The following is a 14,232-nucleotide window of genomic DNA, read 5'->3' on the forward strand; positions in this document are numbered from 1 at the left end:
TCCCCCCTTAAAGTAGATGCTACCTTATATTCATCTTATGCGGCCATTCTTTCATATTCATCTGGGCTTTTGAACCCAAGTGAACTGTGTCTTCTCTTCAAGTTATAGTATCTATCAAGGTACCAAGATAAGTTAGCCCTAAGATCCTCAACCGACTCAAAGTAAAATCCTTTGATATTCTCAGTTTTCAGTGTCTGGAAAAATGACTCTACATACACATTGTCATTCATAAATCCTGGTCGATTCATGCTCGGCTCAATACCTAGCTCTTTGAGTCGGTTTTGGTATGCATAAGCACCGTACTCAGACCCACGGTCACTGTGAAATATTAGACCTGATTCTATCCTTCTGCGACGGACAGCTTTATTTAGCGCTGATAGTGTTAATTCAACGTTCGAGTATTTGACAATTCCCAACCCACCACTTTTCGAGAGTAAAGATCAATAATTACAGCTAAATATTGCCACTGACCATTGATCTTCAGATAGGTCACATCACCTGCCCAATGAGAGTCTGGTTTAGTCGGCATACCATGCTCTCGTTGTAAATTTTCAACCTTAATACAAGGATTTCCAGGTAATGGGCGTCGACGATAGATCCTTCCTGCTTTCCCCACGATTCCAGCCTCTCGCATAAGGCGTTCAACACGTTTGTGATTTATTCGCTCACCATTAGCTTTCAGTTCTGCGCTAATTCTTGGGCTTCCATAATTACCATTATGCTGTGTGTAGATAGTCTCTATACACCCTAGAATTCGCTTATTTTCTATGTCTCGAGCACTCTCAATACGATTAAGCCATTTATAAAACCCCTGAGGCGAAACATCCAAATATCTACACAAGTACCTGACACCAAAGTCCAACCGATTGTGGGCTATGAACGCGAATCTTTCAGCTTTTGATCTTTCAGGTACGCTTCCCACTTTTTTAGGAGATTATTCTCCTTTTGTAATTTCTCAACCTGTTTTCTTAGGCGTTTTATTTCTTTATCATCAGTTTGAGACTGAGGTTTCTCTGTCTTCGTCATACTTATTCTACGGCTAGGCTTCTCAACCAACTTGCCTTCTCTACTTTCTTGTCGCCATCTATACACCATTACTGGATGTAGGCCAATGATGTTGGCGATAGTAGTCGTATCTACTTTCAGTTGATTAGTGAGTGCGACCACTCTAACTTTAAACTCTGTTGAGTATTCAACAACACGTTCTTCGCTCAATATTTTCGGCATTTTCTCCTACCCTATTCAAAAGGTAGGCGTCTACTCCATGGGGGAAGGTTTCTTTGACTGCCCAGCCACGAAGTGGCGATTGTGCTGCGGTTTGTTATGTTTGTGACCACTTTACCGCTTGACCCGAACAAAGTTTTGCAGCCCAGCAGTTATTAACAAATGGGGCCGCAGAACAACTTGTGTTTATGATCGCATCAGCATCTAACGATGCAGCTTTTGCCTTTAGAGTTTCAATTGCTTTTTCTGCGTCACCCCAAACTCGACCTCCATAAGGTGCACCTGAACAGTCAGCAGCGCTAATATCATCTATGGTGCTATATTCCTTATCAGGAAATTGGCCTTCCTCAAGAATCTCTATTTGATCCACTCTTGCTGCTTGATCTGGAGTCAGATTGGGAGCCCCCATTACACAACCTGTAAGAGCAAAAATAATAGGGACAATAATCAATAACTTCATTAGTACTCCTTAAACATAACGCCTCAAGAAGGGGGGCCGGCTCAGCGTCCCGCTTCCTTGATTTGTTAGTACCTTTGACAGGTTTAGGGGCCCAAATAATTAGTGATAGTAATACTTTGAATATCAATTAAACCTGAGGAACCATCATAATCACGGAGATTATCATTCAGCTCTCCAAGTTGATCAGTAAACTCATTCACCAACGGGTAGTAATCCCTTGATAAAACAGTTTCTTTATTTGACCCAGAAAAAAGAATTGTCTCTACATTTGTTAAGACGTTACCGCTAACTAGATTATCATATGTGCTCTTAGTGAATTTTCCATGATAGCTCATAGTTAACTGTAAATACCCTTCTACATTCGTGAGTTCATACGAAAGGTCACGCCCTCTAAGAGTGCAGCACCAGCCTATGATATCTCCATAGCTCCAAGTAAAGAAGTAATCTGTCTGATCGCAATTTTCAGAGTCGCTTGGACAATCCATATTGAAAAACAGGGCAAAGTCCTGCCCCATAACATCACCAGCTCCATCGGTAGCCACAACAACTTTTACTCCGATATCGAGAGCGTCTTCTCGCGATACGTTCTGTGAAAATCGTACAACAACTTCAAAAGAAGGAGGATCAATTGAAAGTATTTCGGAGGAGGTAAAGCTTTCTATTTCAGCGGGTATCTCTGCTGGATCAGAACTGTTCCCGCCACTGCCACCATTGCCACCGCCGCCACCATTGCCACCGCCGCCGCTGCATGCGAGCAGAAGACCCACAAAAGAAGCTAGAGATCAAATATAGAATTTTTTTAAGCATATATAACATCTAAGCTTAGGTTAATTTATTTTGGGTATCAGAACTAACGCCACAAGCTGCGACGCGAAGCGTCCGACAGCCTTGACTTGTTATAAAAATATTAGCCGTTGTAGATAGACATATGGTCAACACTAGCTCTATTACCTTCACATTTCTTTATGACTATTTCTACTTTCTGCCCAGAAGCAAAAGCCGTCAACACCATAGAATAAAGCCCAGAAAAATGCGGCTTACCTTCCCTATATACAGCCAAATGCGATCGGCCACATTGTTGACTCCCATCCAAGTTACTAACCAAAAAAGTAAAGCCAAAATCTTCAGCATAAATCCTATCTATACTAGCATTCACCCGATCAAAGGCTTGCGTAGATAAGCTCACTAAAGATTAAAAAATAAACATTAGCTTTTTCATTGTCACTCCTAATGACTTAATGGTTAGAATTCATAACGCCGCAAGGTGCATGAACGGGGTATTATCAGCCCAGTCGATCAAGGTAAAAATCCGGCGTTTTAACTCATCTCGCGGCTCTTTCCACAAAATCAGTAAAGATAGGTTGCAGTGCCCGTAGCAATCAGCTCAGCTTCATCATTACTCAGCTCCATCCGCGCAACAACAAGCTTGTTACCCGTACGCAGGATAGAGCCCTCACAGATAAAGTGCTCCCCCCTGCCCGGCTTTAAGTAATCAACACGCATATCTACGGTGCCAAGCTTGGAGAGGCGCTCGGCCTTTTCTTTCCAGTGCATGTTTCCCATTCTCTGGTAAGCCGCAACCATTGCCGTGAGGCCACCGACGGTATCCAGGGCCGTAGCGATAACGCCACCATGCAGAATATTCTTCCAGATATTACCTATCAGCTGCGGTCTCAACTCGAATCCAGCGGAAAGGGTGAGCGCCTCTAAATCAAGGGAGCGCATCTCAAGTCCAATTTGTTGATTAAAAGGGATTTGTTCAAAAAACCCCTTTACCAATTCCTGAAACTCACTGGGTGAGGGTTCTGTCATAGCCGTGCAACCCGGTTGAGGCCATCCAGTGCGGCACTGCGATAGGCCTCCGCCATGGTGGGGTAGTTGAATGTGGTATTCACGAAATAATCGATAGTGTTATTTGGAGAGGGCTGCTTCATGATGGCCTGGCCAATATGCACGATCTCTGCCGCTTCAGCACCAAAACAGTGGATGCCTAGGATCTCACGGGTCTCGATATGGAACAGGATCTTGAGCATGCCCACGCGCTCGCCGGATATCTGAGCCCGCGCTGTGTGCTTAAAGAGCGCGCGCCCCACCTCATAGGGTACCTTGGCGGCTGTCAGTTCGGATTCGGTTTTACCCACTGAGGAAATTTCCGGTAGGGTATAAATACCAGTGGGCGCATCCTCGATTACACGGTGCCCGCGGCCGGCTATGGCCGCCGCTACCGCCCTACCCTGGTCATAGGAGGCACTGGCAAGACTGGGCCAACCAATAACATCGCCGACGGCAAAGATATTTTCCACCTCGGTACAGTAGTGATCATCCACGCTTAACTGGCCGCGATGGTTGGCTTCGAGGCCGACATTTTCCAGTCCCAGGGAGCTGGTATTACCTGTACGGCCGTTACACCAGAGTAGAGCATCGGCATGGATACGCTTACCAGATTGCATTTCCATAATTACGCCCTGTTCATTCGGGAGTACACGCGCATACTCTTCTTGGTGACGAACAGTGACTCCCATATCCCGTAGGTGATAACTCAGGGCATCAGAGATCTCATCATCGAGGAATTCCAATAGGCTACTGCGGGTATTGATCAAATCTACCTTGATGCCGAGACCAGCAAAAATAGAAGCGTATTCACAGCCTATCACACCGGCGCCGTAGATCATGATGGAATGCGGTGTGTGCTGCATATCCAGAATCATATCGCTGTCGTAGACACGCTCGTGATCGAAGTCTACATCGGCGGGACGATATGGGCGGGAGCCGGTGGCGATAATAAATTTTTTCGCGGTGACAATTTCCATAGCACCATCGGGCAGTTGTACTTCCACGCTATTAGCATCGCGGAAATTTGCCGCCCCAACGATCAATTCAACTCGGTTACGCGCATAAAAAGAAGTGTGCATTTCCACTTGATAGGAAATCACTTTATTGACCGTCTGCATCACCTGGGGAAACGTTAGGCGGCGCGGTTCACCCAGAGCACGAAAAACACTCTGAGTGTTATACCGCATTAATTGTTTGACAGAGTGGCGCAGTGCCTTGGAGGGAATAGTGCCTTTATGGGTACAGTTGCCACCCACTACCTGGCGTTTTTCAATCACTGCGACGCGCATGCCCTTTTTCGCGGCGCTCATTGCGGCGGCCTCACCTGCGGGACCAGAACCAATTACAACCAAGTCAAACTTTTGCTCTGCCATCTATTGCTCTAATTCTTTTTTCAAAACGGAATGTAAGCCGTACTAGCGACTCACATTCAATATTAAAATCGGCACGATTGGTGCCAATGATATAAAACTACAAGCCCGTTGCTCACGGGCTTGGGGGCTGCTTACTTGCGTTTAGTAGCATCGTAAGCAAGATCTTCAGCGGCTGCTTTTTCTTGAAGCTGTCGCTCCTGCTCTTTCTCGCATTTGTCGTCATTGCCACCACAAATGGAGCAATCCTGCTTCATACCAATATTATTCAAACCACCACAGGAACCTTTTAATGGCTTGTTTTGCACCATGGCGCCGAGTGCCATGCCAGCGACAACTAACAACATGGCAATAAAAGCAAAGATAAAAATTGTCATTACTCAGACCTCTCTAGGTAAGGAGCAAAAGCGGAGCTAAACCGCTCTTCAAATCCTTTATCAGTTTTAACCAGCATAAAAACGGCCAGGTTATCCCTTTCGGCCAAATCCAACCCTTCTTTAGCACCAAGTACATTGAGGGCAGTGGCCAAACCATCAGCTTCTGCGCAGCTCTCAGCCACCACAGTGACCGAAGCGAGATTGTGAGTTAATGGCCGCCCGGTACGCGGGTCGATACTGTGCGAATAGCGGATGCCATCGCGCTCATAGTAATTGCGGTAATCGCCACTGGTGGCCACCGCTTTACCACTAACTTCTATGGGCTGCTGAACCATTTGTCCGAAGGAGTCTGGAGCTTCAATACCAATTCGCCAAGCCTTACCTTTTGGATTCACCCCAAGGGTTCGCAGTTCACCACCTATCTCGACCAGGTAGTTACGAACCCCTTGACGCTCTAATAACAAGGCGACCCGGTCGACGCCATGCCCCTTGGCAATAGCCGACAAATCTATTTCCACCGGTCGCTGGCGGGTGATGGTATTCGGCTGGCGAGTCACCGAGAGCGCATCAGATCCCACAACTTTTAACAGGCGGTCGATATCCGCATCAACGGGAATCTGCTCCGGCTCAGGCTTGGGGCCAAACCCCCACAAGTTGACCAGAGGACCAACGGTCACCTCAAAGGCGCCATCACTACGACGATAGATATCCAGGGACATCTCTACAATATCGGCGAGTGGCTGGCTGACCGGAATAGGTTCGCCGATAGGGCCGCGATTTAGCAGCATCAACTCGGAGTCGTTGATGTAAGTGGACATCTCCTGGTTGACCTGCTGCAGCTCGCTATCAATCAGCTTCTGCAACGCATTGCGGTCTATACCATCGGGAACGTCCACTAGGGTGATGTGATAACTGGTGCCCATGGTACGGCCACTGAGCTGCCAGTTTTCCACCCCTGGAGTACAGGCTGAAAAAATTACAGCCACACAAAGCAAAAACAGGGCCGGAAAAACGGGCCCTGTTTTTGTTTTTTGCGGGGCTTTGATTGCGTTTAGCAAACTAAGCTCTCCGTTTAACCACCGAAGTCATCGAGGAGAATATTTTCATCCTCTACGCCCAAGTCTTTGAGCATATTGATTACCGCGGCGTTCATCATGGGCGGCCCACACATGTAGTACTCACAGTCTTCCGGAGCCGGGTGGTCCTTCAGGTAGTTTTCATACACCACGTTGTGAATGAAGCCCGTGTAACCCGTCCAGTTATCTTCCGGCTGCGGATCAGACAAAGCCACATGCCACTTGAAGTTATCAAATTCAGCAGCCAGGCCGTTGTAGTCATCTTCGTAGAACATCTCGCGCAGGGAGCGCGCGCCGTACCAGAAGCTGATCTTGCGCTTGGAGTGCAGACGCTTGAGCTGGTCGAAAATGTGTGAACGCATCGGCGCCATACCGGCACCACCACCGATGAATACCATCTCGTTGTCGGTTTCCTTGGCGAAGAACTCACCGAAGGGGCCGTACACCTTGATCTTGTCACCCGGCTTCAGGCTGAACACGTAGGAAGACATCTGACCCGGCGGGATACCCTCGGTACGGGGCGGCGGAGTCGCGATACGGATGTTGAACTTAACAACACCTTTCTCTTCCGGGTAGTTCGCCATAGAGTAGGCGCGAACTACTGGCTCGGTCACCTTGGACTCCAGCTTGAAGAAGCCAAAGTGCTCCCAGTCACCGCGGTACTGCTCTTCTACTTCGAAGTCGGCAAATTTAACGTGGTGAGCTGGGGCTTCCAGCTGTACGTAACCGCCAGCACGGAAGTCAACGTTTTCGCCTTCGGGCAAACGCAAGGTCAGCTCTTTAATGAAGGTGGCAACGTTGGGGTTGGATTCCACAGTGCACTCCCACTGCTTCACGCCAAACACCTCTTCCGGCACTTCGATTTCCATGTCCTGCTTAACTGCAACCTGACAGGAAAGGCGCTTGCCTTCTTTCGCATCGCGCGGGGTGAAGTGCGCTGCTTCGGTCGGCAGCATATCGCCACCGCCCGCAGTCACTTTACATACACACTGCGCACAGCTACCACCGCCACCACAGGCGGAGGCCAGGAACAGGTTATTGGCAGCCAGGGTTTGCAGCAGCTTGCCGCCGGCCGGTACGGTGAGAGTCTTCTCACCGTTAACCAAAATGTTGACGTTGCCGGTGTTTACCAGGCGCGAGCGGGCCGCAAGGATCACCGCCACCAGCGCCAGTACGATGACGGTAAACATCGCTACGCCGAGGATAATTTCAATACTCATTCTATTGTTTTCCCCGCTTAGATATCGATGCCGCCGAAGGACATGAAGCCCAGGGACATCAGACCAACGGTTACGAAGGTGATGCCCAGGCCTTTCAAGCCATCCGGTACGTCGCTGTACTTCAGCTTTTCACGAATACCGGCCAGAGCGGTAATCGCCAGTGCCCAGCCTAGGCCGGCACCGAAGCCGTAGGCAACACTCTCACCGAACGCGTATTCGCGCTCAACCATGAACAGAGAGGCACCCATAATGGCGCAGTTCACGGTGATCAGCGGCAGGAATACACCCAGGGCGTTGTAGAGCGCCGGTACATATTTATCCAGGAACATCTCCAGGATCTGTACCAGTGCCGCAATTACGCCGATGTAGGACAGCAGGCCGAGGAAGCTCAGGTCCACGTCGGGGTAACCGGCCCAGGCCAGTGCACCGTCTTTCAGCAGGTAGGTGTAGATCAGGTTATTGACCGGTACTGTCAGAGTCAGTACCACGATAACCGCAACACCCAGGCCAATCGCAGCTTCGATCTTCTTCGATACGGCCAGGAAGGTACACATACCGAGGAAGAAGGCCAACGCCATGTTTTCAACGAAAACGGCGCGGATAATCAAAGAAATATAATGTTCCATGGATTAGGCCTCCTGCGCTTGGGAATTAGGCGCAATCTTGAACTCGTCTTGCTCAACCTGGGCAGGCTTCCAGGCGCGGATTGCCCAGATGAACAGGCCGATCAGGAAGAATGCACTGGGCGGCAACAACAGCAGGCCGTTGGGGATATACCAACCGCCGTTGCTCACGGTGGTCAGGATGTCCACACCGAACAGCTTACCAGCGCCGAACAGTTCACGGATTACCGCGAGACCAATCAGGATAACGCTATAGCCCAGACCGTTACCGAGACCATCGAAGAAGCTGGGCAGCGGCGGGTTCTTCATAGCGAAGGCTTCCGCACGGCCCATTACGATACAGTTGGTAATGATCAGGCCAACGAATACGGACAGCTGCTTGGAGATGTCGTAAGCCAATGCCTTGATCAGCTGATCCACCAGGATTACCAATGAGGCAATCACGGTCATCTGAACGATGATGCGGATACTGTTCGGGATCTGCTTGCGGATCAGAGATACCGCAACGTTGGAACAGGCCACAACCGAGGTCAGGGCGATACACATTACCAGGGTCACCTGCAGCGAGCTGGTTACAGCCAGTGCAGAACAGATACCCAGGATCTGCAGCGCGATCGGGTTGTTGTTAAAAATCGGCTCTAGCAGAGTCTCTTTAATTTTCATGCTTATGCCTCCCCTGCTTTCAGGTTTTTCAGGAAGGGACCATAACCCTGGTTACCCAACCAGAAGTTCACCAGGTTGCTAACGCCCTTACTGGTCAGAGTCGCACCGGACAGGCCGTCTACTTCGTGAATCGCATTCGGGCTTTTCGGATTAACCTGCCCTTTGATCACGCTGATATCGACGTTGCCCTGGCTGTCGAAGACTTGCTTACCAACCCACTGGGATTTCCAGTTGGGGTTGTCCACTTCGCCACCCAGTCCGGGAGTTTCCTTGTGCTCGTAGAAGCCGAGGCCCGCTACGGTGTCGAGGTTGCTCTCCAGCGCGAGGAAGCCGTACAAGGTACCCCAAAGGCCGTAGCCGCGGACAGGCAGAATGATCTTGTCCAGCTTGCCATCTTTCTCCACCAGGTATACCTCTTTGGTATTTTCCCGGCGGATGATCTTAGCGGTGTCCTCGTCTGCCGGCAGTCTCTCACTGGCAGAGGGGATCTTGGAAGCAGCGCGACCGCTGCCGCCAGCCGGCGCTTCATCGGTGAACTTACCGGTGTTCAGGTCAACGTATTTGATCTTCACATCGGCGAAGGCCTTCTCGACTTGCGCTTTGTTAGCGTGAGAGTCCTTCAGCAGGCCACCAGCCATCAGTACGTTGCGCTTCATGTCCAGCTCGGCATTCGCCTGCTGGGCAGGCTTCAGCATTACCGCCGCAGTGGAAACCACTACAGAGCACACCAGGCACATTACCAGCGCGACAATCAAAGTACCGGTTACGGAATCTTTATTAGCCACGTGCCAACCTCCGTTTGATATTGGACTGCACCACAAAGTGGTCAAACAGCGGAGCGAACAGGTTAGCGAACAGGATCGCCAGCATCATGCCTTCCGGGAAGGCCGGGTTCACTACACGAATCAGGACAACCATCACCCCGATCAAAATGCCGTACCACCAGCGACCAGTGTTGGTCATGGCAGCGGAAACCGGGTCAGTGGTCATAAAGATCAGGCCGAAAGCAAAACCGCCCACTACCAGGTGCCAGTACCAGGGTACCTGGAACATCGGGTTGGTTTCGGAACCGATCATGTTGAACATAAACGCGGTGGCCATCATACCCAGCAGGGTGCCGGCTACGATGCGCCAGCTGGCGATCTTCATGCCCATCAGGATTACACCGGCAATCAGGATAGCCAGGGTAGAAGTTTCACCGATGGAACCATGTATCTTGCCGAAGAAAGCGTCGAACCAGGTTACCTGACCAACCGCAGCGTTCACGATACCGTTCTGGATGCCTTCGCTGGCCATAACAGACAGCGCAGTTGCACCGGTGTAACCGTCAACCGCAGTCCAGACAGCATCGCCAGACATGGCCGCCGGGTAGGCGAAGAATACGAACGCACGACCGGTCAGTGCCGGGTTGAGGAAGTTTTTGCCGGTACCACCGAACACTTCCTTACCGATCACCACACCGAAGCTGATGCCCATAGCCACCATCCACAGAGGCAGATCCGGCGGACAGGTTAAGGCAAACAGAATGGAGGTTACGAAGAAACCTTCGTTCACTTCGTGACCGCGCACAGCGGCGAACAGCACTTCCCAGATACCACCCACAATAAAGGTGACCGCATAAATCGGCAGGAAGTACATGGCTCCGTAGACAAAGTTGTCCCACAGGCTCGCTGGGTTATAGGAGGTCAGAGCACCAATAATGGCGTGACGCCAACCGGACAGATCCGGATTGGTCATGCCTTCCAGAATAGTGTTGGCCTGGAAACCGATATTCCACATACCGTAGAAGGCAGGGATCATCGCACAAGCCCACACGGTGATCATAATACGCTTCAGGTCGATACCATCGCGCACATGAGCCGTGGTCTTGGTTTTATCAGCCGGCTGGAACAAGCCAGTATCAATGGCCTCAAAGAGGGCATAGAACTTTTCGAACTTGCCGCCTTTGTGGAATTTCGGTTCGATGGAATCGAGGAATTTACGCAACATACTTACCCCTCCTTCTCAATACGGGTCAGGTTGTCCCGCAAAATGGGGCCGTATTCGTACTTGCCCGGACACACAAAGGTACACAGTGCCAGATCTTCCTCATCCAACTCCAGAGCACCCAGTTTCTGGGCCATAGCGGTATCACCTACGATGAGGGAGCGCAGTAGCTGGGTCGGCAGTACATCCAGCGGCATGACCTTCTCATAAGTGCCGACCGGCACCATGGCACGCTCGGAACCGTTAGTGCTGGTAGTGAAGTTGAACAGCTTGTTCTTGAACAGGCGCGAGAGGTAAATCGGGAAAACAGAGTAGCGCTTGTTACCGGCACGCAGGTAGTGCAGGAAAGGACGCTCATCGCCCTCTTCCAGGACAGATACCTGATTATGGTAGCGACCCAAGTAACCCAAAGGACCTTCAGCGGTGCGGCCGCCAAATACGGAGCCGGAAATGACGCGGTCGTTATCACCTTTCAGCTCACCGGAAGTCAAAGCTTCCAGGCTGGCGCCGAGACGAGTGCGCAAAAGGCGCGGCTGCTTGACTTGAGGGCCGGCCAGGGAAACAACGCGGTCGGTGAACAGTTTACCGGTGGTAAACAGTTTGCCTACGGCGATCACATCCTGGTAGTTAATGGTAAATACACTGCGAGAACCGGAAACCGGGTTCAAGTAGTGAATATGGGTACCGGACAGGCCAGCCGGATGGGGGCCGGCAAAAGCTTCGCGGCGAATATTCGCAGCGCTCGGTACGGGGATGTCTGCATCAGGGGCGGTACAGACGTAAGTGGTTTCCGCCAGCTTGGAAAGAATCTCAACGCCCTGAGAGAAGGCTTTAGGATTCTCGGCAATCACCACTTCTGGATTGGCAGCCAGAGGATTGGTGTCCATCGCATTGATAAACACCGCTTCCGGCTTGGCATCCAAAGCGGGGACGCGGCTGAACGGGCGGGTGCGCAGTGCGGTCCACATGCCAGACTCAACCAGGTTCTCAACAACCTGCTCACGTGTCAGGCCAGACAGCTTATCTGCGCTGTAGCTCTGGAACTGTTCCGCTGCATCACCGTCTATGCCAATCACAACGGATTGCAGAACACGGCGGGCACCACGATTGATAGCAACAACACGACCGGCGGCCGGCGCTGTGTAGCGCACACCTTCGGTTTTTTTATCACTGAACAGTAGCTGACCAAGATTGACGCGATCCCCTACAGCCACTGCCATTGTCGGTTTCATCCCGTGATAATCGGGGCCGAGAACAGCAACGGTCTTGATCGCAGGTCCTTTGTGGATGACCTGCTCGGGCGCGCCGGATATGGGTAAGTCCAATCCCCGACGGATCTTTCTCATACGCCTATGCCTAAGTTTCTAGTTTATAAAATTGCAATAAAGCTCACCCGCCCAGGTTCAAACTGAAAAACAGTCAATCCCGGACTGGCGAGCCATACTGTGGAATTCTGTGCTGCGAGGGCTTATGCCGTTTCACCCGTAGACCGGGCGGAAGGAAGCTAACTAATGGTTGTGCGCGCTAACTTCTCGGCGCACGGCCGCCCCGCAAAATCGCGCGCATTATAAAGATGGGGCAAAAGCTTTACCAGCCTGGAAGCGTCCAAAGTGGCTCTGAGATAGGAAATTTCTACTGAAAAAACAGGGATTTGGCGAGAAGTAGGCGGGCGGCTGTGACTGCCGCCCCACCCTCACGGTCAGCCCTGCGGGCCGACCTGCAGACCTTTAGCTGACGCCTTAGTCTTTCTTAGGGAACAACTCATAACGAACGCCAGCCATATCTTCCAGGCAGCGAACCACCTGACAGCTGTAGCCGAACTCATTGTCGTACCAGCAGTAGAGCACCGCATTCTTGCCATCCACGATAGTCGCAGTGGAATCGAATACGCAGGCAACGCGGGAACCAACAAAGTCGCTGGACACCACTTCCGGGGAGTTGGTGAAATCGATCTGCTGACGCAGTGGCGAGTGCAGTGCCACATCGCGCATGTATTCGTTCAACTCTTCCTTGGTGGTCTCTTTACCCAGATTCAGGTTCAGGATCGCCATGGAAACATTGGGGGTCGGAACACGAATTGCGTTGCCGGTGAGCTTACCTTTCAGCTCGGGTAGCGCTTTGGCAACCGCCTTGGCAGCACCAGTTTCAGTCAGAACCATGTTCAGCGCTGCAGCGCGACCGCGACGCTCACCTTTGTGATAGTTGTCGATCAGGTTCTGGTCGTTGGTGTAGGCGTGTACGGTTTCTACGTGGCCGTGCTCAACACCGTAGCCGTCCATCATCGCCTTCAGAACAGGCACGATGGCGTTAGTGGTACAGGAAGCGGCGGACAGCACCTTGTCTTCCGGCTTGATATCGTTGCTGTTGATACCGTAAACGATATTCTTGATGTCGCCCTTGCCCGGTGCAGTCAGAAGCACCTTGGAAGCGCCAGGGCTCTGCAGGTGCTGACTCAGACCTTCTTCATCGCGCCATACACCGGTGCTATCAACGATAATTGCATCGTTGATACCGTGCTGGGTGTAATCCACTTCCTGCGGGGAGTTGGCGTAGATAATCTTGATTTCGTTACCGTTACAGATCAGGGAGTTGGTCTCCTCGTCTACACGGATAGTGCCCTGGAAAGCGCCGTGTACGGAGTCGCGGCGCAGCAGAGAAGCGCGCTTCACCAGATCGTTGGGGGCCTTACCCTTGCGCAGCACGATAGCGCGCAGACGCAGAACATCACCACTGCCGGCCTTGTCGATCAGCAGGCGGGCAACCAGACGGCCGATACGACCAAAACCGTAGATCACAACATCTTTGGATTCGGGCAGAGGCTTGCCGGCACCCGCTGCGTCGGACAGCTCTTCACGTACAAATTCGTCCACGGACAGGCCGCGGTCATCGCGCATAAATTTGTTGGTCAGGGTTCCCAGGTCGATGTGGACAGGGCCCAGCTCCAGTTTGCAGATAGCTTCCAACACCGGGAAGGTTTCAAACTCGGAGAGTTCGTTTTCCTCAACCTGACGCACGAAGCGATGCGCTTTCATGATGCTCAGTACAGAGCGGTTAACCAGGTTGCGGCCGTACATATAAATGCCGACGTTTTGCTCGCGGTTGAGCTTTCCAATCATCGGGATCATGGATTCGGCCAGCGCTTCACGCTGCTTCCAGTCCTTGAAAAAGTCCGCGGGCTTCGGTCGCTTCTGAGTCACTATCGGACACCTCTGCAATGTGTTTAATAGGCAGGAAATCTCGGCCCACAAACCACTCGGGGGCCGTATGGCTGCGCATTATCAGGATTCACCCAAGGCTGCGCAACTGCGCAAAAAAAAACCAAAAAAATGTAGTAAAACTACCTTTTTGTTGTCACAAGCTGTCCCAATGCGCAATCTCCCAAAAAGCCTAGCCGTTTGAG

The 14,232-nt window shown here is 51.3% G+C and carries 16 protein-coding genes; all 16 read right to left on the reverse strand.

The genetic code is table 11. The annotated features are described in order from the left end of the window. Positions 1-35: 35 nt before the first annotated feature. The 16 genes from ACXAFI_RS10200 to ACXAFI_RS10275 all read right to left on the reverse strand — a co-directional run bounded on the left by ACXAFI_RS10200 (position 36) and on the right by ACXAFI_RS10275 (position 14,032). The gene (locus ACXAFI_RS10200) at positions 36-416 is read right to left on the reverse strand and encodes a transposase (RefSeq protein WP_475108708.1); all 381 of its coding nucleotides are present in this window, start codon (positions 414-416) and stop codon (positions 36-38) included. After that, complete coding sequence (locus tag ACXAFI_RS10205; protein ID WP_475108709.1) at positions 383-841, reverse strand: IS3 family transposase; 459 nt, start codon at positions 839-841, stop codon at positions 383-385. Before ACXAFI_RS10205 ends, ACXAFI_RS10200 begins: the two co-directional genes overlap by 34 nt. A gap of 32 nt (positions 842-873) precedes the next feature. Beyond that, complete coding sequence (locus tag ACXAFI_RS10210; protein WP_475108710.1) at positions 874-1,215, reverse strand: transposase; 342 nt, start codon at positions 1,213-1,215, stop codon at positions 874-876. A gap of 106 nt (positions 1,216-1,321) precedes the next feature. Continuing rightward, on the reverse strand, positions 1,322-1,684 hold the full coding sequence (locus ACXAFI_RS10215; RefSeq protein WP_475108711.1) for a hypothetical protein: 363 nt from the start codon (positions 1,682-1,684) through the stop codon (positions 1,322-1,324). 83 nt (positions 1,685-1,767) lie between these two features. Continuing rightward, on the reverse strand, positions 1,768-2,451 hold the full coding sequence (locus tag ACXAFI_RS10220) for a hypothetical protein (RefSeq protein ID WP_475108712.1): 684 nt from the start codon (positions 2,449-2,451) through the stop codon (positions 1,768-1,770). Between the two features lie 580 nt (positions 2,452-3,031). Continuing rightward, positions 3,032-3,496: a thioesterase family protein gene (locus ACXAFI_RS10225; RefSeq protein ID WP_475108713.1), complete on the reverse strand. Its 465-nt coding sequence runs from the start codon at positions 3,494-3,496 to the stop codon at positions 3,032-3,034. After that, complete coding sequence (gene sthA / locus ACXAFI_RS10230; protein WP_152453286.1) at positions 3,493-4,890, reverse strand: Si-specific NAD(P)(+) transhydrogenase; 1,398 nt, start codon at positions 4,888-4,890, stop codon at positions 3,493-3,495. Before sthA ends, ACXAFI_RS10225 begins: the two co-directional genes overlap by 4 nt. Before the next feature lie 131 nt (positions 4,891-5,021). Next, on the reverse strand, positions 5,022-5,264 hold the full coding sequence (nqrM, locus tag ACXAFI_RS10235; protein WP_475108714.1) for a (Na+)-NQR maturation NqrM: 243 nt from the start codon (positions 5,262-5,264) through the stop codon (positions 5,022-5,024). Continuing rightward, on the reverse strand, positions 5,264-6,322 hold the full coding sequence (locus tag ACXAFI_RS10240) for an FAD:protein FMN transferase (protein ID WP_475108715.1): 1,059 nt from the start codon (positions 6,320-6,322) through the stop codon (positions 5,264-5,266). Before ACXAFI_RS10240 ends, nqrM begins: the two co-directional genes overlap by 1 nt. A 14-nt stretch (positions 6,323-6,336) precedes the next feature. Further along, positions 6,337-7,560 (reverse strand): NADH:ubiquinone reductase (Na(+)-transporting) subunit F, encoded by a 1,224-nt coding sequence (gene nqrF, locus ACXAFI_RS10245; protein ID WP_475108716.1) that lies wholly within the window; start codon positions 7,558-7,560, stop codon positions 6,337-6,339. Between the two features lie 17 nt (positions 7,561-7,577). After that, positions 7,578-8,186 (reverse strand): NADH:ubiquinone reductase (Na(+)-transporting) subunit E, encoded by a 609-nt coding sequence (gene nqrE, locus ACXAFI_RS10250; protein ID WP_020413086.1) that lies wholly within the window; start codon positions 8,184-8,186, stop codon positions 7,578-7,580. Between the two features lie 3 nt (positions 8,187-8,189). After that, complete coding sequence (locus ACXAFI_RS10255) at positions 8,190-8,846, reverse strand: NADH:ubiquinone reductase (Na(+)-transporting) subunit D (RefSeq protein ID WP_152453278.1); 657 nt, start codon at positions 8,844-8,846, stop codon at positions 8,190-8,192. A 2-nt stretch (positions 8,847-8,848) separates the two neighbouring features. Further along, positions 8,849-9,631: a Na(+)-translocating NADH-quinone reductase subunit C gene (locus ACXAFI_RS10260; protein ID WP_152453276.1), complete on the reverse strand. Its 783-nt coding sequence runs from the start codon at positions 9,629-9,631 to the stop codon at positions 8,849-8,851. Next, a complete protein-coding gene (locus tag ACXAFI_RS10265; protein WP_444904951.1) occupies positions 9,624-10,835 on the reverse strand; it encodes an NADH:ubiquinone reductase (Na(+)-transporting) subunit B in 1,212 nt (403 codons plus the stop codon). Before ACXAFI_RS10265 ends, ACXAFI_RS10260 begins: the two co-directional genes overlap by 8 nt. A 2-nt stretch (positions 10,836-10,837) precedes the next feature. After that, the gene (locus ACXAFI_RS10270) at positions 10,838-12,178 is read right to left on the reverse strand and encodes a Na(+)-translocating NADH-quinone reductase subunit A (RefSeq protein WP_475108717.1); all 1,341 of its coding nucleotides are present in this window, start codon (positions 12,176-12,178) and stop codon (positions 10,838-10,840) included. A 393-nt stretch (positions 12,179-12,571) separates the two neighbouring features. Then, positions 12,572-14,032 carry a glyceraldehyde-3-phosphate dehydrogenase gene (locus ACXAFI_RS10275; protein WP_475109812.1) on the reverse strand — a complete coding sequence of 487 codons (1,461 nt, stop codon included), beginning with the start codon at positions 14,030-14,032 and terminating at the stop codon, positions 12,572-12,574. Positions 14,033-14,232 lie beyond the last annotated feature (200 nt).

The sequence above is a fragment of the Microbulbifer sp. ABH2_005 genome (genome assembly GCF_056160005.1).

What these genes read in the sequence shown, in the direction of transcription:
- ACXAFI_RS10215 (WP_475108711.1), bottom strand. Translation starts at nt 1,684, where the DNA reads ATGAAGTTATTGATTATTGTCCCTATTATTTTTGCTCTTACAGGTTGT.
- ACXAFI_RS10225 (WP_475108713.1), bottom strand. Translation starts at nt 3,496, where the DNA reads ATGACAGAACCCTCACCCAGTGAGTTTCAGGAATTGGTAAAGGGGTTT.
- sthA (WP_152453286.1), bottom strand. Translation starts at nt 4,890, where the DNA reads ATGGCAGAGCAAAAGTTTGACTTGGTTGTAATTGGTTCTGGTCCCGCA.
- nqrM (WP_475108714.1), bottom strand. Translation starts at nt 5,264, where the DNA reads ATGACAATTTTTATCTTTGCTTTTATTGCCATGTTGTTAGTTGTCGCT.
- nqrF (WP_475108716.1), bottom strand. Translation starts at nt 7,560, where the DNA reads ATGAGTATTGAAATTATCCTCGGCGTAGCGATGTTTACCGTCATCGTA.
- nqrE (WP_020413086.1), bottom strand. Translation starts at nt 8,186, where the DNA reads ATGGAACATTATATTTCTTTGATTATCCGCGCCGTTTTCGTTGAAAAC.
- ACXAFI_RS10255 (WP_152453278.1), bottom strand. Translation starts at nt 8,846, where the DNA reads ATGAAAATTAAAGAGACTCTGCTAGAGCCGATTTTTAACAACAACCCG.
- ACXAFI_RS10265 (WP_444904951.1), bottom strand. Translation starts at nt 10,835, where the DNA reads ATGTTGCGTAAATTCCTCGATTCCATCGAACCGAAATTCCACAAAGGC.
- ACXAFI_RS10270 (WP_475108717.1), bottom strand. Translation starts at nt 12,178, where the DNA reads ATGAGAAAGATCCGTCGGGGATTGGACTTACCCATATCCGGCGCGCCC.